Raw genomic sequence first — 18,635 nt, forward strand, 5'->3', positions numbered from 1 at the left:
GATTTACCGAATCAAAGTAACTGTACCGCCTTTTTCTGTCAGGGGTTGATTTTTTTGATGATAGCGCAATTTCCACACATATACCCCTTCCGGGCAATCTTTCCCCCGAAATGTGCCGTCCCATTGATAGTCAGGGTTCCCGGTCGATAAAATGCGTTTTCCCCAGCGATCAAAAATTTCCATCTGCCACGAGCCGATTTCACAGCTGAATTTGGCGCCAAATGTTTCATTCACCCCGTCCTCATTGGGGGTAAAAGCATTGGGGAAAAATAGGGAGCAGTCGCACAGGGTATAATCCACCTGTATTTCATCGCTGATTGTGCCACAAATATTGCTGATTTCGACCTCATAGCGGCCAGCCTGATTTACTTCAAAATAGGGATTATTGCTTCCGTCCTGCCAGTGGTAAGATGCAAAAGGCTGATATACATTCAACAGCAAAATTTCCTTTCTGTCTTCACATAGAATGGTATCTTTCCCCAGGTTAATTACCGGTGGTTCCAGAAAGTTTACCTGAATCTCATCCCGCCAAACGCCGCATATTGTGGTCACGCTCACCGAAAATATACCGGGCGTTTCTACCATTAAAAATGGCTCTTTGCTGCCGCCTGACCATAAGTAATTGGCTTCTCCATCCTGCCATGTTTCCAATAGTAGTGTTTGGCCGGTACACAGGGTGGTGTCATTGCCAAGATTTACGGTTGCGGCAAATCCTTCGTTGATCTGCACGCTGTCTCTGGCTGTTCCACAGCGATTGCTGATTTCTGCGATATATAGTCCTGCATCCTGAATGATCCGGATAGTATCTCTGCTTCCGTTTTCCCAAACTACCCCTGCTCCGGCTGAGAGCCGCAGTGATTCTCCCGGACACAGGGTCGTGTCACCGGGGCTGAGAACAAGGCCAGGCGGAGTAGAAACGTCTATCTCAATGGTGTCGGAGAGCAGATCACAGGTGTGGGTGACATTTACAAAGTATATTCCTTCCTGGAAGACCGTGATCGCAGGCGAATTCGAGCCATCCTGCCATAAATAACTTTGTGCATTGGGCAGTTGTGCGTTGAGTCTCAGGCTGTCTCCGGCACAAATCGATGTGTCAGGGCCGAGATTGAGCGTCTGGCGGGGAATAACGGTAACCGTATGGCGCGCTGTATCGGGACCAGAAATAACCAGAAAAGTGGTGGTGGCGGAAGGGGTTGCGACCAGACTGCTGGTTGTAGCGAGTGGTTGTCCGGTTCCCCCTTCGGCTATCCATTTCCACGAAGGAGCCAGCGATGCCGAAAGAAAAACCGTGTCTCCCTGGCAAATGGTGTCATTTCCCTGTACAATCAGGGTGGGAGTTACCGATACTTCATCTACATAAATATAGGAAGCAAAATTTGAGGGGATGGCTCCGTCTGGATGAAATTTTGCCGTAGCCTGGTCGGAGAGAAAATTGCCGATGGTGAGGTACTCGTCAGGGTTGGCGGGCAAATAAATGAAACTAAACGTTTGCCAGGCTGAATCCCAAAGTACATGAGGCAAATGCCATACAGGGGTAATATTGATCGGTCCAAAATATGCGGGGCTTGCGGAAGCCTGACTGACAGGTGAGGGAGAAAGATGCACCCCCGCGCCATTGGTTCCGCCAAATCCGGCAGGTTTGGTTTTGCCGGTTGAGAGCGAAAGGGATACCTGATATGCCATTCCCGGAATAAGCGGAGATAAGAGACGCGTCTGAAGATACTCGCGATAGGAAGATGTGGAGATGGTTTCGTAAGCATAATATCCCATAATTGCACTATCTGAAAATGGGATAATTTGGGCAAATTGGGAATTGGGGAGACCAGTGGCCACGGAAGTGCTGCCTGAATGATAATAGTCGGGCGTAGTGATGCTATTTCCCGCATTGGTCCAGCCTGTTACCAGGGGCCATGAGGAAAGAAAAACCGGAAGTGCGGAGTGTTGTTCAAAACCAGGATTTTGTACAAGGTTTTGTCCGAAGTTGCACAATGGAAAAAAAATTATCAAAAAAAACCATTTGCTGCGGTTGATATTTTTCATGAAAAATCATTTTCAAGCGCCCGGAATTGAAAAAAAAACTTCAGAATTTGGCTTTTCAACTCAACTTACAGAATTTGCCGGAGAAAGAAAATGGTCATGTTTGAACAAATTCCGGGATATTTTTCTCTGTCAGAACTGGAACAGCTTGCAGCGGTCAAAGGCAGAATGCTCGAAAAAGTAATTTATACAGTCTGGAAAAACCTTTCTTCAAATGGGGATGGGTTTGAGTCTCTGGACTGGGTGGAGTTTTTCTTTTCGGAAAACGTACAATTGACGATTCACGCAGGCGAAGACAGTTCGGGTATAAGTATCGAACCGTTGAACTACGGAATTCAACAGACCAGAGTATTTCAGCAATTTCGGGGGCAGGTAGTGTTGGACAGGATTGACATGAGTGTTTCGCCGGTTTGGGCAGCTTTAATGGGGGAAAAAGTGAGCGATATCGGGCTGGAATCGCATGATCACGACCAGTTTGCCAACCATATTATTCAGTTGGAATTGGGCGGAAAAAGAGTCGAAATCACCATGGGAGAAGAGGGTTTGATCATTCAATAGCCTGTTAGATCAGGTATAAAACAAGATTTGTCAAAGTTACGTCTGTGTCTATCTTTCGGTATGATTGATAGATGACAAACTTAATTAACTATGACTCGGGTACTTATACTATTCTTTGCTTTCCTTACTCTTGGTACCTGCTCACTCTTTGGACAATTGATGATTTTCCCCCAGAAGATTTATCCTGTTGAAAAAAAACCGTTATTAGAGGCGCCTTCCCTGAAGTCGGAAGCTTCCTGGACAAGTAAATTCTTTGACTTTGGGTATGTGCCTGTAGGTGCTTCTCAAACGTTTCGTTTTCAGTTCAAAAATACAGGTGGCGAGCCATTGCGTATTACCGGATCATCCAGCAATTGTAGCTGTATGACAGTAGTTGAACCTTCAAATGCGATCCTTCCCGACAAAACCGGAACCGTGGAAATCAACCTTAAGCCCAGCTCTACGGGTACGATGAAGTGTTATGTCACGCTGGTTACCAATACCAGCGAGATTATCGAAACTTTGTCTGTCTCAGCCATTGCTTATTGATTTATTGGAAATGCGGCTAATTTGTGCCTGATTTTTATATCCATTGAGGAATTTTCTTTACTTTTGCACAAAATTGGCCGCTGTAGTTCAATGGATAGAATAGGAGTTTCCTAAACTCTAGATTCAGGTTCGATTCCTGGCAGCGGTACAAAATCACCATCGAAAAAACTGAAAGACAACGATTTGTAAAATTTCGTTGTCTTTTTTTCTTTACATGATGGGGTTTTCCGCTTCTTTCTTTTTGAGGTTTTTCATATCATAATGTTTGTCAAAAAATTCGTCACACCACAAACACACGTTTTGAAGTTCGCCGCAGCGCTTTTGGGCATAGGCTTCGGTTACTCCTATTGATTCGCCCATTTTATAGGGATCTCCTTTGTCCAGCATCTGAAATATGGGGTTTTGGGATACTCTCTCCAGTACCTCCGCAACTTTTTCCACTCTCGCATCACCGAGGGGGTCTTTTGTGCCGGGGCAACAGGGATTGATCTGCCACAACTGAATGGATATCTCCTGGGGTACATTTTCGCCGCCATTCAGAAAGCCTATACCGCCCGAGAGAATCGCGCAAAAATTGTGATCCGGGTTTTTTAGCCAGATGTTTTTTTGCATTGCCCGGCCTCTGGCCCAGTTTCCTCCCAGCCACATTTCTTCATTGGCACCCCAATACCCCCAACTAAGGGGAAAACTATGCAGATAATTTTCCTTCCGCACCAATGGCTCTTTTTCCTCTCCATTGACTCCTCTTGAGGCAAACATTTCTGCGAGTTTTGCCAGCCGCCCTCCTGCTGCTTTGTGATATCTGTCAATGCTGGCAATGTCAAAACGGGTAACGCCTTTTTCTATCAGCGTATCCAGTATTTTTTCATTGAGCAAATCGCCGTTGGTTTGCAGCATGATCTGTGTGCGGTTGCCATATTTTTCTTTGAGTTTGTCAAGGATCAGAAACAGCTTTTTCTTGTCCGCCAGTGGTTCTCCGCCTGATAAGATCAGTCTGTCCACAGCGTCGGGCAAATTTCCGACAATGGCCAGGCAATCTTCCTCTGATATTCGTTTCCCCTGCGGACCGGAGAGATTATAACAATGATCACATTGGTCATTGCAGAGTTGGGTAAACACCCAGTAAATGGATTCTATATGATTGAATTTTTTCATTGTAAAATGGGTTTGATAACCTGCTTAAAGAAGGTTTTTCCAAAAATCAATTTCTGCTTTTATACCTGATTCCGGGTCCTGGGCTAAGGTTTGTACGCTATCATATTGTTTTAGTGATCCTCTATGCATCAGGGCGATCTGGTCTCCCATCGTGAGGGCTTCTTTGAGGTCATGAGTGACAAACAAAGCCGTCATCTTCACTGACTGGCTGACATAACGAAACAGTTTTTGCATTTCTACCCGGGTTTGGGTATCCAAACTTCCAAATGGTTCATCCAGCAGCATAATTTGGGGATTGATGATCAGGGCCCTGCCAAAGCTCACGCGTTGTTTTTGCCCTCCGGAAAGCTGCTCCGGGGACTTGGATAAATGGTCTTCTAATTCCAGTTTTGATGCCAGCTGTGTCACCTGTGCCCGTATGGTTGATTTTTCCAACTTTCTGATTTTCAATCCATATGCCAGATTGTCGAACACGTTCATATGTGGAAAAAGCAAAGGCTCCTGGCTAAGGTAAACGACACCGCGCTGCTGCGGGGGAAGAGCAAACATATTTTGTCCGTTGACGGTGAAAGTGCCTTCGTCAGATGCGAGTAGCCCTGCCAGGATTTTCAGCAAGGTGGTTTTTCCGCATCCTGATTTCCCCAAAATGCTCAGCGTTGTACCAGGGGAAAGGGAAAAGGAGATTTTGTTTAAAACGATTTCCCCTCCGAATCGCTTCCCAATATCTTCTGCTTTAATCATGATGTTGTAGTTCGGGCTAAAAACAGGTTGCGTTGAATGACAAGCAGAAACACCATTGGCAATACCATCAGACAAGCCGAGAGCGCAGCCAGATGAGGATTTGCTTCCTTGACAAAAAACATTGTTTTAATGGTGAGTGTTTCGATTTTCCCCACACCGATCAATTGTGTGATGCCATACTCAAACCAGGAAATCAGAAAACATTGTGCGAAACACAGAAAAAACCAGGGCCTGGCCATGGGCAATAACACGGAAAGGAATACCTGGTCAGGGCTTGCACCTAAAGTAGTTGCCTGAAAAGCGGTTTGCCTTACCCGATCGTTCCAGAAAGTTGAAAACAACAATACACTGTAGGGGAAAATAAATAAAAACTGCGCGATCATTACCCCCCGGACCGTGCCCGTAAGGTTCATTCTCACAAAATAGTACTGAAGCATAGTGCCGAAGACAACCGGCGCAATGAGGTACGGAAAATAGGCAAGCTTAAGTATGCCGGGTTGCCGGGAGAGATAATATGAGATGAAAAATCCCAAAAATGTAGCAGTTGCGGCAATACTTCCAGCAAGAAACAAAGAAAGCCCTGCACTGAGATACAAGTTGTTTTCCCCGGTGAAAAAATCACGCCAATATCCGGCGTAAAAGCCTTTTCCTGCTATCTCCGGAAATGTCCATTGGTGTACAATCGTCAGGTACAGCAAAGATACCAACGGCAATAGCAGGATCAGTCCCGTGAGCAAAAACAAACCTCTTTTTACCATATCATTCGTTTTGATTTTCGGGTAAATACCAGGGTAATCACAATGACTACCAGGCTGTAAAGCACGGCCATGGCATGGCCCTGTGGAATGTCAAGCAGATTAAAACGCGTCATTTTTTCGGTGATAAAAACGGTCACCATGCGCGGAGAAGACCTGCCTGATAATAGCGGAACTTCATAAGCGCCAAACAGAAAAATACCGTAAAGCAAAATGAAAGGTGCAGTCTTTTTTAATAATAGCGGGATGTAGATTTCCCGGAAAAAACGACCTTTGGTGCTTCCCAATGTACAGGCCATTGCTTCCAGTTCTGCGACTCGTTCTTTTTTTGACTGATGAAAAAAGAGGATGGTAAACAAAGGGAAAACCAAAAATATATGGGTGATAATAATGCCTGCACTCAGAAAGTCATTGACCAGCCTGGGGAAATCATTTACGCCTTCTGTCAACCCCAGCCAATAGCAGATTCTCGATAGAATACCTGCCGGGCTGAGCAGATAATACCAGCTGAATGCTGCAATAAGCGGTGGAAAAGTCAACGGCAGAAACAGGCTTCCATAAAACCCTTTGTGGTGGTACAACATCAGCCACCGTGAAAAGAAAAGTGCTAAAGCAAGAATAAAAACCAACGAAGTGGCCGTAATGTAGAGGTTGTATCCAAAAGTGGTAAATATGGACTGATCCTGCACAAGCTTTTGCCAGTGTTCGAGGGTAAAGCCATGATTGAGCAGCCCCACCAGCCCGAGGCTGTAAAGCAGGGAATAGCCCAAACCCAGGATAAGCGGTACGACGGTAAGCAATACAAAGAGGCCGGTGGCGATACGCTTTTTCACGATTATTTTTCTATCACTTCTTTTCGAAAATCTTCAAATAAGCGGATCATATATTCCGGCGCAGGTTCCATCAGGGCTTTGTCCTGAATGTCGCTTCGCTTTGGTGCCTGTTTTCTCCCGGGAATTTCGGCAAATTTCTGCTGCCAGGGCGCTGGCAGTTTTGTCAGCGCCAGTACCGTGTAGTCTCCCCAAACTGAAGGTTTCATTTTTTCCCATTGTGCTTCGGGAGAGAGGAGGAAATTGCACACAGCCATCGCTGTTTCTTTATGGGCCGAGTGGTTGACAATTCCCATATAATGCGAATTGATAATGGTGCCGGTACCGGGCACATAAGCTTTGCTGGTTTCCGGGAATATCCCCTGTAAAATTTTATTGTCCACTTCTCCGTCGTTGTTGCTCATCGTAAACCATAGTTCGCCATTAGCAAAAAGCTGATGCATTTGTGCTACCGTAGGTGGGAAACTTTCTCCATTATTCCAAAAATAGGGTTTGATCCGGTTGAGATACGCCCATAATTCGGCGCTGTATTTCTGGTATTTTTCTTCGTCAAAGTTTCCGCTGAGAGAGCCTTCCCCACCTGCGAGGTAGATGAGCCACGACTTGAGCAACGTCATTCCGGTAAACTCTGTGCCAATCGTAAATTTTCCGGGATTAGCTTTTGCCCATGTTTCCAGCTCGGCCAGGTCCATGGGCGGATTTTCTACTTTCCCGGAATTGTAGATGAGTGCCAGCTGTACATTTCCCCAGGGACATTCATATCCTTCCACCGGCTGCTGAAAATCGTAAGCGATATAAGGGCTTTCCCAGTTGATATACTGGCTGTTGGGAAGTGTTTCTACAAATGGCCCATAGAGTGCCTCAATCTGACGCAACTGATAAAAGGTCTCGCCATTGATCCATACCATATCAATTTCGCTCGATGGTTTTCCCGCTTCGATTTCTGCCATCAGCACACTCACAATCTCATTTCCCTGCCCGCTTACAATATTCAGGTCAATCCCTTGTTGTGCCTTCAGTTGGGGAACAACATAGTCGCTCATATACGCATTGATCATCGGATCGCCCTGCCACATCATCAGCGTAACGGATGGTGTATCTTTTTCTGCTGGCGAACAGGCAGCAATAAGCAATAGGGAGAAGATAATAAAACTGATTTTTTTCATTTGTCTGTGTTTAAATGAAATGTTTGGAAACCTAAAACAGATACCTGACCGAAAACTGAAACTGCCGGGGTGGAGCGGCATTTCTTCTTACGATAACCCCTGAACTGGCCGGACCAATTTGAATCTGGTTGCTTTGTGTGGCATTATTGGAATATCCACTCAGGTTTTCCGCATTCAATACATTAAATACCTGCGCGCCTGCTTCAATATGTTGGTTTTTTCCTGTCGGAATTTTGTAAAAGGCACTAAAATCAAAGGTTTTCGCCCAGGGTAAACGGTCACTATTGCGACTTTCCCCGGGATACCGGTCGCTGTTCCCTACATAAGCGTCGCCAAATGCGCGCCCGTCTCCATTTAAATCGGTAGTTCCATAAATCGCAGCATCGGGTATCCGGTTGATCGGTTGTCCGCTTTGAAGGATTGCACCCACCGTCAGGGTCAGATTTGAGATGGGATAATAATTGACAATTCCGTTGATCAAATGCCTGCGATCGTTGATAGAAGGGCCCCATTCTGCTTCAAAATCATTGCTGTCCATTGCTCTGAAATTGATATCCTCGGTATTGTTTTCCAGATAAGAAAGGGTGTACATCAAACGGTAGGCAAATTTGTCCCCGCCTTTTGTTTTTTGAAGGGTAAAGTTCAACGCGTAATAATTGGAACTCCCGGCAGACTCAGTCATGACGACATTTCTTGCTGCGCCTCTCAGGGTATCTCTTCCGGCAATCGCATAACTACCGGTGGCATCGGTATAGACAGGCACAGGGCGGGTAAGGTCCGCGGCTGTTGTACTTCTGACTACCACATTCGCCGGGTCAAGCGGGTAGGCGGAGGGCGCATTCAGATTTCTCAGTCTAAACAGGTTTTCAGAGCGGTTGTACAATGCGTCTATATAGAAAACGATATTTTCATTTACCTTTTGCTGATATCCCAGCATCAACTGGTGGCTGTACGGATTATCATAGCCATTGGGGTTCAGAACCCGGAGTTCGTTTTGAAAGATCCCTTCCCGCTGTTCCTGCAACTGACTGGCCCCGGGACCTTGCAGGTAGGCTGCATTCGGATCACTGGCAACGAGGTTGCCTTCGTTTGTAATAGCTTGAATATCTGTATTTTGTGGAAGCACGCCGAGGTTAACCAAGGTTTGCAACTGTTTTTTATAGTCCTCCGAAACCGCGTTAAACTGAATAGCATCGCTGTACACAGCGTATAATATTTTATCGTAATAGATGCCGTACCCCGCCCTGACTGACGATTTTTTGTTTAACTGATAATTGAGGCTCAGGCGCGGTGCAACATTGTTCAGATCCCCCTTTGGGTTTCCTCCTTTGGAGAGATTGTCGTAGTCGTAGCGCACGCCATAGTTTACATTCAGCTTTGCATGGACGGTCCACTGGTCTTCGAGATAGATGCTGAAAATATTTTGGCGCTTTTCGAAAGCATTGGGGCGAAGTTCGACGCCATAGCTTAATACCTGCACATCATCTGGCAAATCCTGGGGCGTTAAATCGCTCCCGATCCCGGAAGCATTGAGCAGGGCCAATTGCTCCTGATTGAGTTGTATCAGGTAACTGCCATTGGGATTTCCACCGCCATACAATGAAAAGTGTGAGCTTTTGATTTGGAAGCCGGTTTTGATGCGGTGGTATTTTTGGTAGAATGTAAACTTCTGCTGGAGGACATGTAAGTTTTCCCGCTCATCAAATACATAACCCGGATGTCCTAATGAAGCCAGACTGAGTCCTGAAGGGTCTAATACGGAAACATTCGGGCTGGAATTATTTTCGGGATTTGCGTAGTTCCAGCGAAATCGTCCGAAAAGGTAATTCCCCTCATAAGTGAATTTTTCACCCGTGAAGGTGTTTTTTAAAGCAATATTCGCCGAATTCCGGTCCTGGCGGTTGCCGGCTGAGGGAAACGTGTTCCCGCCATCGAGTCCGCCACCTTGTCTTTCAATATTCACAATACCTGTATTTACCCGAAGCGAAGACCGGAACTTCTCAGACCAGTGCTGGTCTATTTTCCCGGATAAATAGGTAAACTGATTGGTGCCTCTCACCGTCTCATTGATTCCGAGTTGGGGTACATTCAGCAAATTATCTTTGATGTCGGTGGTGTGTTCTGCATTAAGGAAGTAAAAGGTTTTGTCTTTCACGATGGCCCCGCCAATCCCAAAACCTCCCTGATGCCGTTGGAAACCATCTTTTACCTGATTGCCCGATAGATCTCGCTGGGCAAAAGCAGAGGGCGCATCGATGACGGGCCCGGGGCGTGTTACATAAAAAACTTCCCCTTTTGTTTCATTGGTTCCTGATTTGGAAGTGATATTTACGATGCCATTTGCCGTCAACCCGTGTTCTGCACTAAAATTATTGGTCAGTGCCGTAATGTTTTGGGTAAATCCCGCAGGCATGGCAAACCGCTGTCCCCCCAGAAAATTTTCATTGTTATCCATTCCATCAATCTGATAATGGGTATAGAGGGAATTGGCTCCATTGATAGATACATTGGGTGCTTCGGGAAAAAAACCGGTCGCCTGAGTGATATTTGGGAGTCTGTATAATGCGCGGGTGATATCCCGTCCTTCGACCGGAAGTTCTTCAATCTCTCTGGCACTCAATACAGAGGCTACTTCGGCGTCGATGGTATTGATGGTTTGATAATTGTCTGCTGAAATGTTTACCGCATCCAGACTGATGATTTTTTGCCCCAGGACAAGCACTACGCTTTTGGTTTTTTCAGAAAATAAAGTGATCCCTGAAACAGCTTGAGAAACATTGCTGTCAGATTCCTTTGCTGTGACTGAATAGGTTCCGGAAGTTGAAAGCCCGCTTAACTGAACTTTTCCTTTTTCGTTGGTGAGGGTTTCATTGATATAGCCAATGGACGGGTTTGTCACAACCACCGTGTGAAATCCCAGGGGATTGTTCAGGCTGTCAACCAGCGTGATTTCCAACGCAGCCTGTGCGGCAGCAAATTGATGAAAAATAGCCAGAATGGCTAAGAGGAATATTTTTTTCATTACCATTTTATGTATAAAGGTGCTATGCTTCTTTTGGGGGAAAGAAGTGTTGATGAAGTTGAATATCAGGTGAATGTGTTTAATGAAGAATTACAGGGAGAATAGGCGGTGCCCGGGATGGCCCTATTTCAGGGGAAAAAGTTGACAGAATATTAACCGGTGCTTCGGCTATGTATTTTTTGTATTCAGCCAGCAAAAAAAGCAGCTGTCGCTTAAAACCCTGCGTGATGAAGGCACTTTTAACAATTGCCCGCAAATCATACAGTGAATTTATATCCCGAAGCGGGGCGATAAGATGGGCTGCCTGGTTTTTGTATGAGCAAAATTGTCTCAGTGCTTCAAACAGGCGATTGGTTTTCCAGGGAAGATTCTGGAAAACATTTTTATGAAACGCTTCTCTGGTAATTCCGATGAAATAGGCCCCACCTCTGAGAGAAGGTCCCAGCACGCAAATTCCCGCTGAAAGTTTTTGGGCGGTAGTTTCCCAGTCAGTTTGCCCCAACTCCGGACTGTCATTACCTACTGCGATGACAGCCTGGTATCCCAGGGCAAATACTTCTTCATAAGCGTGAGCCAGCCGCTGACCAAACGTATCACCGCGCTGGTTGCCCTCATGATAATGAAATACGGGAAATCCTGCTTCCTGAACGATACGGGAAGTCTGGAGCTGAAGGGAAGAGGCAATGGCCCTGTTTTTTGCGCGTTTGTTGCCAAACCAATGTTTGGCGTGGCTTTCAGCATCCGTATTTCTGCTGAAGTAGATAAGCGCAATATGTGGGACTTCAATATTCAATAGGTAAATATAGAAATTTTCTAAGCAGTGTGAATGTCGGCCATTATACGATTGTTGACTTTTCGCTTTTGGGGATGGCGGGTTTTCGCAACATTTCTGCTGCCGAATTGTTAGAAAGAAAATTGATTCTGCGAATGCTAAGTAGTACATTCATGCATGATTGTTCTGGGTTGGAGGCCGGAATACTAAATAAACTGACTATGAAAATCGCGTTTGCCAAACGAACAGCTGTATTTGCGGCCGTCTTATTCTGCGCCTCACTGGGATTTGGACAGGAAACAACCTCTCCCGAATATGGAAAAGTGACTGTGGAGGAGATTGAGTCAATAGAGGGGGACTGGGCGCCGGGAACAGAAGCCGTCGTTTTATATGATTATAGTACCGTTTCGTTTGAACTGGTAAGCCGGACTCCCCGGGTTCGGTACACTTATCACCGCAAGATCAAAATCCTTGATCTGCAAAACCGGTCAAATATTTCCCGCGTCATTATCCCATATCTCTCTCCAACTAAAGGTGAAACGTTCTCAGACCTGAAAGCCGCCACATACAATCTCAATGCTGTCGGGGAAGTGGTAGCGTTTAAGGTTAATCCACGGAAAATAAAGGAAACCCGGATCGGTAAAGACTCGATGGAGGTGGAGATCAGCTTTCCTTTTGTCAAATCAGGCTCAGTGATAGAATTTTCCTACGAATTGATTTCAAAAAACTTTTCCCAGCTGAAGCCCTGGATTTTCCAGGGAAATCTGCCTGTCGTTCACTCCGAATATCATACCTATATTCCCGATGGATATAAATATCTCCGGCTTGTGCAGGGGTTAGAAGGGGAAATCACTCACTACACAACGCGTTTTCAACAACAGTCGATCAATACTACGGACTTGTTTACCCGGAATATGCAGTATGCCACACGGGATTTTGGCAACCGGTTTTATGCAAATTTCTCCGGCACACATGATATCTATCTGATGTTTAACCTGCCTGCGATTGTTGCTGAAGATTTTACGCCCGAAACCAAAGACTATTTGCCCGGCATCCGGCTGGAGCTTTCCGAAGATTTTTTATCGCAAAGTACCAGAACCCTTGTTTTTGACAACTGGCCCGACCTCGCCGAATTCGTAACCAAAAAATCCAGAGTCAGGAACAAATCTGTTCGGGAAGAACTTCAGCACATTTCCCGTGCAGCAACGATCCGATACAACTGGGACAGAGATAAGGCCAAATCGATTTATGACTTTGTCAGAAATACCTATACCTGGGATGGCACATACACGACTGACAACTGGAACATTGGCCAGGCGCTCAACCGCAAATCAGGCTCCTCTTCTGAAATCAACCTGTTGATGCTCTATTTGCTCCGTGATGCCGGATTTAAAGCCTGGCCGGTGTTGATCCGCACCCGTGCCGAAGGTAATCTCCAGACCATCTACCCCACAATGTCGCAGTTTAACCACCTGCTGGTATCGGTGGTATTGGGAGAGAAGGAAGTGCTGCTCGACGCGGTAGGCGAAACAGATGTATTTGGCATTTTACCCAAAATTGATCTGAATGAACTCGGTTATCTTGTCGATGAAGAAGGCGGCAGGTGGGTGAAACTCAGAGACCAGAACAAAATTGTGCGCACAACTTACAGCCGTTTTGATCTCGATAATACGGGCAGTGTGTTGTCTGGCGATATTTCTGTCATCAACGAAAATTATAGTGCGGTCATAGAGCGGGGCCGCCTGGAACAATTTCCTGACAACCCAAATGAATACCTTCGCGACTTTGTACTGGTGGGAATGGTAAATCCCCAAATTATTAGTGAAGATGTAGAAAATGCCGACAATACCGACGACCAACCCCTGATTGTAAATTGTGAAGTTACGACCAAAGACTTTATCCGCACGATCGATGATCTGGTTTTTCTCAAACCGATGATGATCAAGATGGTAAGTGAAAACCCTTTTACCGAAAAAAAACGACTTACCCCCGTCGATTTTACCTATCCACTTCGCGATTCTCATATGCTCGGGCTGCGCATTCCTGAAGGGTATGAGGTCGCACAGCTCCCTCAGCCTATTCGTGTGCTGTTGCCCAATAATGGCGGCTCGTTTACTTATAATGTGCTGGAAATGGGGCCGATTCTTCATCTCACCAGTACCATTCTACTCAATAAAACAACTTTTCTCCCCAGTGAATATGAGGCGATCAGAACCTTTTTTGAGTATGTCGTATCCAAGCATCAGGAGGATGTGATTCTCCGGAAAAAAACGATTCAACCCTGAGGGTTTATCTACGCTTTGTGGGTTTAAAGAAAAAAAATTTGCAATTCATATTTCAGTATCTATATTTGCCTGTAAGAATTGAAAAAAAATGACTAATCTTTTGCATAATACTTATTTCTGGTGGCGTCCTATGATTATTTCACAGGGAGGCCCGGATATGTTTATGCAATAAATCATAAGATATCTTATCGATATGGGCTTACTCCCTGAAGGAGTAAGCCCTTTTTTTTTGCCAGAATTTAACTGACTGAAAATGAAAACTGATAAATCCGCGGAGTTCGCACCATCATTTTCCATAAAAACCCGCATGAAAAGACGTCTTGCGGATACCGTTACGCCGGTAAGTGTGTTTCTCCGCCTGAGAGATCATTTTGAAAACCCCTTACTGCTGGAAAGCTCTGATTATCACGGGAATGAAAATGCCTATTCCTACATTTGTCTCGAACCGGTCGCATCATTTGAGGTAAATGGGGGGGGCGTTTCTGAAGTCTATCCTGATGGAACCCGGATTTCCCGTGAGCTCAAAAACCCGGGAGAACTTCCCGCTCTGCTTCAGGCTTTTTCCCGCTCTTTTATTGCTGAGCCCACAGACCTGAAATTCAGTACCAATGGGCTGTTTGGGTACCAGTCTTATGATACCGTAAGGTACTATGAATCAGTAGCGGTAAAATCATATCCCGACGATGCAAGAGCGATTCCGGATATGGTTTACCGCGCCTACCGGTATATCATTGTGATCAACCATTTCAACAACGAGATGTACATGTTTGAGCACGTGTACAATGGCGTGGAAAAAGGACTGGAGCATGTGGAGGCCTGGTTAAATAATCCGAGCCTGCCTTTGTACCGTTTTAAAATGAAAGGAGATGAAGGTGCAAACAATACGCCTGAAGAATACCTTGAAATGGTTGGCAAAGGTATAGGCCATTGCCAGCGGGGGGATGTATTTCAGATTGTGCTTTCGCGCCGATTTTCGCAGAAGTTTGAGGGGGATGAGTTTAATGTTTACAGGGCGCTTCGCTCTATCAACCCCTCGCCGTATTTGTTTTACTGCGATTATGGCAGCTACAAACTTATGGGCTCATCGCCGGAAGCGCAACTGGTCGTGCAGAACGGGAAAGCGACGATCCACCCGATTGCCGGTACGTTTCGCCGTACAGGTAATGACGAAGAAGACTCGCGGCTCGCGAGAAAGTTATTTGACGATCCCAAAGAAAACTCAGAACACATCATGCTGGTGGATCTCGCGCGCAATGATCTCAGCCGCAATGGCAGCCATGTAAAGGTGGACACATTCAAGGAAATCCAGTATTTCTCCCACGTGATTCACCTCGTATCCAGCGTGACTGCCCAAATCGCGCCGAGTGTTTCCTCGCTTCAACTTGTTGCCGATACTTTCCCGGCCGGTACTTTATCTGGTGCACCCAAACACATGGCCATGCAGTTGATCGAGAAATACGAAAACCAGAACCGCGGATTTTACGGGGGATGTATCGGTTATCTGGGATTCGATGGTACGTTTAACCAGGCAATTATGATCCGGTCATTTTTAAGCCGAAAAAATACGCTCTATTTCCAGGCAGGCGCAGGCATTGTCGCCCGTTCGGTTCCTGAAAATGAGCTACAGGAAGTCAACAATAAACTTATGGCACTCCGGAAAGCCATTAAACAGGCAGAAGAAATTTAACAATTGCACAATGAAAATCCTTGTACTGGATAATTACGATTCATTTACCTACAACCTGGTGCACATCATCCGCGAACTGGGGTACGGTGAAAATATGGATATTTACCGCAATGATGCCCTTTCACTGGATGCTGTTGCAGCCTATGACCGGATATTGCTTTCCCCCGGACCGGGCATTCCTTCCGAAGCAGGAATTATGCCCGAGGTCATCCGCAAATATGCACCGCAGAAACCCATACTGGGCGTATGTCTGGGGCACCAGGGGATTGCAGAAGCTTTTGGCGCACAATTGTATAATCTCCCCGAAGTCCTCCATGGGATGGCAACAGACATTCAGATTCTGGATACGAATGATCCTTTGTTCAAGGGTGTTCCCGCCACTTTTCGCATTGGGCGGTACCACAGTTGGGCAGTACAAAAGGCTACGCTCAACGGGCAACTCGACCTTCTGGCAATAGATGATAAAGGCGAAGTCATGGCGATCCGGCATAAAACCTATCCGGTTTACGGTCTTCAGTTTCACCCTGAGTCTGTGATAACCGAATATGGCATTCAAATTATTCAAAACTGGTTAAATAATTAACTTTCAATTAACATACAGGTAGTTATATCGAAGGTACGAAGCCTGTCCAACCAAAAACGAATGAAGGCAATTCTGAACTATCTCTTTGAGCATAACACGCTTACACAGGCTGAATCAAAAGATATTCTGACAAAAATAGCGAAGGGAGGACATTTTAACCCTGCCCAAATAGCCGCGTTTCTCACTGTTTTTCAGATGCGGAGTATTACTGTAGAAGAGCTTTCGGGTTTTCGCGAAGCGATGCTGGAGTTGTGTATTCCGGTAGATTTAAGCGATTATGACCCGATAGACCTTTGTGGAACAGGCGGCGACGCGAAAGATACTTTTAACGTCTCTACACTTGCAGCCTTTGTAACGGCTGGTGCAGGGGTATCTGTGGCCAAACATGGCAACTATGGCGTGTCAAGTGTTTCGGGATCCTCCAATGTCATTGAGTATCTCGGCGGTACATTCACCAATGATTATGATACAATCAGGCAACAGATGGACCGGGCAAATATATGTTTTCTCCACGCCCCTCTGTTTCACCCTGCCATGAAGAATGTAGGGCCGATCAGGCGCGAACTGGGCATAAAGACCTTTTTTAATATGCTCGGCCCGATGGTGAATCCGTCATTTCCTCAAAAGCAGCTGGTTGGCGTATTTAGTTTGGAATTGGCCCGGCTGTATGCATATATTTATCATAAGACAGATAAGCAGTTTGTGATTTTGCATGCCATGGATGGATATGATGAGGTTTCCCTGACCGGTAATACCAAGTTGCTGAGTAATGAGGGGGATGAAATTTTTTCGCCAATGGATCTGGGTTTTCTCAAATGGAACCCGCAAGACTTATTTGGCGGTAAAACCGTAGAAGATGCAGCCCGTATTTTTATCAAGGTTCTGGATAATCAGGGAACCCGCGCCCAGCAGGAAGTGGTTTTGGCAAATGCCGGACTGGCTATTGGGTGTGCCCGACCTGAGCTGAGCAGAGTAGAAGCGATTTCTGTTGCCAGAGAATCTCTGGAATCAGGCAATGCCAAAAAATCCTTTCAAAACTTTATAGAAAAATAAATCCCCATGTCTATTCTTGACGAAATCCTCGCTAACAAAAAACAGGAAGTTGAAAAAAAACGCCAGCTCTATCCTGTAAAATTACTGGAACAGTCTATATATTTTGACTCTCCATGTGTTTCCCTCAAAAAGTATATTCTTCGTCCGGATAAGGTCGGTATTATCGCCGAAATTAAACGCCGTTCTCCCAGCGAAAAATCGCTGAATCCTTATATCAAGGTGGACGAAGTGGCCAACGGGTATATGTATGCCGGTGCTTCAGCGGTTTCTATTCTTACCGACGAAAAATACTTTGGTGGGAAAAATGAAGACTTGCAAAAAGTCAGACAGATGATCTATGGTCCGGTACTGCGCAAAGATTTTATTATCGATGAATACCAGATCATCGAAGCGCGTTCGATCGGAGCCGATGCCATTTTGCTAATTGCCTCAGCCCTTTATCCGGAGGAAATCAGAAAACTTTCTGCCTTTGCTCATTCGCTCGGTCTGGAAGTATTGCTCGAAGTTCATGATGCAATTGAGCTTGACCGCAGTATCAACGACCATGTCGATCTTGTCGGTGTCAACAACCGAAACCTCAAAGAACAGACCATTTCGCTTGATACTTCACTGGAATTGCTCGACAAAATACCTGCTGGGTTTGCCCGTATTTCTGAAAGTGGAATCCATACACCAGAAAATGCATTTATGCTCAGGAAAGCCGGGTTTGACGGGTTTCTAATCGGTACGCATTTTATGAAAACGCCCAATCCCTCCAAAACCTGTGTGCGCTTTATCCAACAGTTTCGCAAACTTCTGGAAGCAGAAAAACAAACTGCCGGATGACGATGAAACTCAAGGTCTGTGGGATGAAATACCGCCCGAATATTGAAATGATCCTTGGACTGGAACCGGATTTTCTGGGGTTTATTTTTTTTGAAAAATCGCCCAGAAATGTCGGTGATTCGATACGGCCGGAGTTTGTGCGTTTTATCAATTCTGTAAAAAAAGTAGGTGTTTTTGTGAATGCAACACAATCTTTTATAGAAGAAAAGGCCTATGATTTTGGACTCGATATGGTACAACTTCATGGAAATGAATCTCCGGAAATGTGTGATTCTCTCCGAAAGACTGGCCTGGAAGTGATCAAGGTGTTTTCGGTGGGGGAGGAAATGGACTTTTCACGACTCAATCCTTATGAATCGGTAGTTGATTATTTTCTTTTTGATACCCGCGGAAAAAACCCGGGCGGTAATGGCGTTACCTTTGACTGGGAAATGTTGGCGGAATATACCTTATCCGTTCCCTTTTTTCTCAGTGGGGGAATTGGAATCGAAGAACTCCCTTTACTCGCACAATTTTCACATCCCCAACTGTATGCGCTGGATGTCAACAGCCGGTTTGAAGTGCAGCCGGGAGAAAAAGATGTCAAGAAAGTAAAACTGCTCAAAGAGGAACTATCTACCTCTATGTTTAATTAATAA

Annotated in this window: 16 protein-coding genes and 1 tRNA gene; 9 read left to right on the plus strand and 8 right to left on the minus strand. The window is 45.5% G+C overall.

Annotation, left to right across the window (positions count from 1 at the left end; translation table 11 throughout):
• Positions 1-3 precede the first annotated feature (3 nt).
• Positions 4-2,040 (minus strand): gliding motility-associated C-terminal domain-containing protein, encoded by a 2,037-nt coding sequence (locus R3D00_14960; GenBank protein ID MEZ4774483.1) that lies wholly within the window; start codon positions 2,038-2,040, stop codon positions 4-6.
• Positions 2,041-2,136: 96 nt separating this feature from the next.
• Here R3D00_14960 and R3D00_14965 point away from each other — a divergent pair, with 96 nt between their 5' ends.
• The 3 genes from R3D00_14965 (at position 2,137) to R3D00_14975 (ending at position 3,271) form a co-directional block, all read left to right on the plus strand.
• A complete protein-coding gene (locus R3D00_14965) occupies positions 2,137-2,595 on the plus strand; it encodes a hypothetical protein (GenBank protein MEZ4774484.1) in 459 nt (152 codons plus the stop codon).
• 90 nt (positions 2,596-2,685) lie between these two features.
• Complete coding sequence (locus tag R3D00_14970) at positions 2,686-3,123, plus strand: DUF1573 domain-containing protein (protein MEZ4774485.1); 438 nt, start codon at positions 2,686-2,688, stop codon at positions 3,121-3,123.
• Positions 3,124-3,199: 76 nt separating this feature from the next.
• Positions 3,200-3,271 (plus strand) — tRNA-Arg (locus tag R3D00_14975).
• A 62-nt stretch (positions 3,272-3,333) separates the two neighbouring features.
• Here R3D00_14975 and R3D00_14980 read toward each other — a convergent pair.
• The 7 genes from R3D00_14980 to R3D00_15010 form a co-directional block, all read right to left on the minus strand.
• The gene (locus R3D00_14980) at positions 3,334-4,278 is read right to left on the minus strand and encodes a radical SAM protein (GenBank protein MEZ4774486.1); all 945 of its coding nucleotides are present in this window, start codon (positions 4,276-4,278) and stop codon (positions 3,334-3,336) included.
• A 24-nt stretch (positions 4,279-4,302) separates the two neighbouring features.
• Entirely contained in the window at positions 4,303-5,019 is a 717-nt protein-coding gene (locus tag R3D00_14985) for an ABC transporter ATP-binding protein (GenBank protein ID MEZ4774487.1), read from the minus strand.
• Positions 5,016-5,777: an ABC transporter permease gene (locus R3D00_14990; GenBank protein MEZ4774488.1), complete on the minus strand. Its 762-nt coding sequence runs from the start codon at positions 5,775-5,777 to the stop codon at positions 5,016-5,018. Before R3D00_14990 ends, R3D00_14985 begins: the two co-directional genes overlap by 4 nt.
• Entirely contained in the window at positions 5,771-6,607 is an 837-nt protein-coding gene (locus R3D00_14995) for a hypothetical protein (GenBank protein ID MEZ4774489.1), read from the minus strand. The genes R3D00_14990 and R3D00_14995 overlap by 7 nt, the downstream gene beginning before the upstream one ends.
• 2 nt (positions 6,608-6,609) lie before the next feature.
• A complete protein-coding gene (locus tag R3D00_15000; protein ID MEZ4774490.1) occupies positions 6,610-7,770 on the minus strand; it encodes an ABC transporter substrate-binding protein in 1,161 nt (386 codons plus the stop codon).
• A gap of 31 nt (positions 7,771-7,801) precedes the next feature.
• Positions 7,802-10,792, minus strand: coding sequence for a TonB-dependent receptor (locus R3D00_15005; protein MEZ4774491.1), 2,991 nt, complete (start codon positions 10,790-10,792; stop codon positions 7,802-7,804).
• A 79-nt stretch (positions 10,793-10,871) separates the two neighbouring features.
• Entirely contained in the window at positions 10,872-11,585 is a 714-nt protein-coding gene (locus tag R3D00_15010) for a DUF2064 domain-containing protein (protein MEZ4774492.1), read from the minus strand.
• A gap of 200 nt (positions 11,586-11,785) precedes the next feature.
• Here R3D00_15010 and R3D00_15015 point away from each other — a divergent pair, with 200 nt between their 5' ends.
• From R3D00_15015 to R3D00_15040, 6 genes are all read left to right on the plus strand, one after another.
• Positions 11,786-13,849, plus strand: a complete 2,064-nt coding sequence (locus R3D00_15015; protein ID MEZ4774493.1) for a DUF3857 domain-containing protein — start codon at positions 11,786-11,788, stop codon at positions 13,847-13,849.
• A 307-nt stretch (positions 13,850-14,156) separates the two neighbouring features.
• Positions 14,157-15,536: an anthranilate synthase component I family protein gene (locus tag R3D00_15020; protein ID MEZ4774494.1), complete on the plus strand. Its 1,380-nt coding sequence runs from the start codon at positions 14,157-14,159 to the stop codon at positions 15,534-15,536.
• Between the two features lie 10 nt (positions 15,537-15,546).
• A complete protein-coding gene (locus R3D00_15025; GenBank protein ID MEZ4774495.1) occupies positions 15,547-16,119 on the plus strand; it encodes an aminodeoxychorismate/anthranilate synthase component II in 573 nt (190 codons plus the stop codon).
• 60 nt (positions 16,120-16,179) lie between these two features.
• Entirely contained in the window at positions 16,180-17,172 is a 993-nt protein-coding gene (gene trpD, locus R3D00_15030) for an anthranilate phosphoribosyltransferase (protein ID MEZ4774496.1), read from the plus strand.
• Between the two features lie 6 nt (positions 17,173-17,178).
• Positions 17,179-17,997, plus strand: coding sequence for an indole-3-glycerol phosphate synthase TrpC (gene trpC, locus R3D00_15035; GenBank protein MEZ4774497.1), 819 nt, complete (start codon positions 17,179-17,181; stop codon positions 17,995-17,997).
• Positions 17,994-18,632 (plus strand): phosphoribosylanthranilate isomerase, encoded by a 639-nt coding sequence (locus tag R3D00_15040; GenBank protein ID MEZ4774498.1) that lies wholly within the window; start codon positions 17,994-17,996, stop codon positions 18,630-18,632. The genes trpC and R3D00_15040 overlap by 4 nt, the downstream gene beginning before the upstream one ends.
• Positions 18,633-18,635 lie beyond the last annotated feature (3 nt).

This window comes from Bacteroidia bacterium (assembly GCA_041391665.1).
GTDB lineage: Bacteria > Bacteroidota > Bacteroidia > J057 > J057 > JAGQVA01.

Bases quoted from the DNA above. Each gene is read 5' to 3' on its own strand.
- R3D00_14980 (MEZ4774486.1), bottom strand. From the start codon at position 4,278: ATGAAAAAATTCAATCATATAGAATCCATTTACTGGGTGTTTACCCAA.
- R3D00_15005 (MEZ4774491.1), bottom strand. From the start codon at position 10,792: ATGAAAAAAATATTCCTCTTAGCCATTCTGGCTATTTTTCATCAATTT.
- R3D00_15020 (MEZ4774494.1), top strand. From the start codon at position 14,157: ATGAAAAGACGTCTTGCGGATACCGTTACGCCGGTAAGTGTGTTTCTC.
- trpC (MEZ4774497.1), top strand. From the start codon at position 17,179: ATGTCTATTCTTGACGAAATCCTCGCTAACAAAAAACAGGAAGTTGAA.
- R3D00_14985 (MEZ4774487.1), bottom strand. From the start codon at position 5,019: ATGATTAAAGCAGAAGATATTGGGAAGCGATTCGGAGGGGAAATCGTT.
- R3D00_15015 (MEZ4774493.1), top strand. From the start codon at position 11,786: ATGAAAATCGCGTTTGCCAAACGAACAGCTGTATTTGCGGCCGTCTTA.
- R3D00_15000 (MEZ4774490.1), bottom strand. From the start codon at position 7,770: ATGAAAAAAATCAGTTTTATTATCTTCTCCCTATTGCTTATTGCTGCC.
- trpD (MEZ4774496.1), top strand. From the start codon at position 16,180: ATGAAGGCAATTCTGAACTATCTCTTTGAGCATAACACGCTTACACAG.
- R3D00_14990 (MEZ4774488.1), bottom strand. From the start codon at position 5,777: ATGGTAAAAAGAGGTTTGTTTTTGCTCACGGGACTGATCCTGCTATTG.
- R3D00_14970 (MEZ4774485.1), top strand. From the start codon at position 2,686: ATGACTCGGGTACTTATACTATTCTTTGCTTTCCTTACTCTTGGTACC.
- R3D00_14960 (MEZ4774483.1), bottom strand. From the start codon at position 2,040: ATGAAAAATATCAACCGCAGCAAATGGTTTTTTTTGATAATTTTTTTT.
- R3D00_15040 (MEZ4774498.1), top strand. From the start codon at position 17,994: ATGACGATGAAACTCAAGGTCTGTGGGATGAAATACCGCCCGAATATT.
- R3D00_15025 (MEZ4774495.1), top strand. From the start codon at position 15,547: ATGAAAATCCTTGTACTGGATAATTACGATTCATTTACCTACAACCTG.
- R3D00_14965 (MEZ4774484.1), top strand. From the start codon at position 2,137: ATGTTTGAACAAATTCCGGGATATTTTTCTCTGTCAGAACTGGAACAG.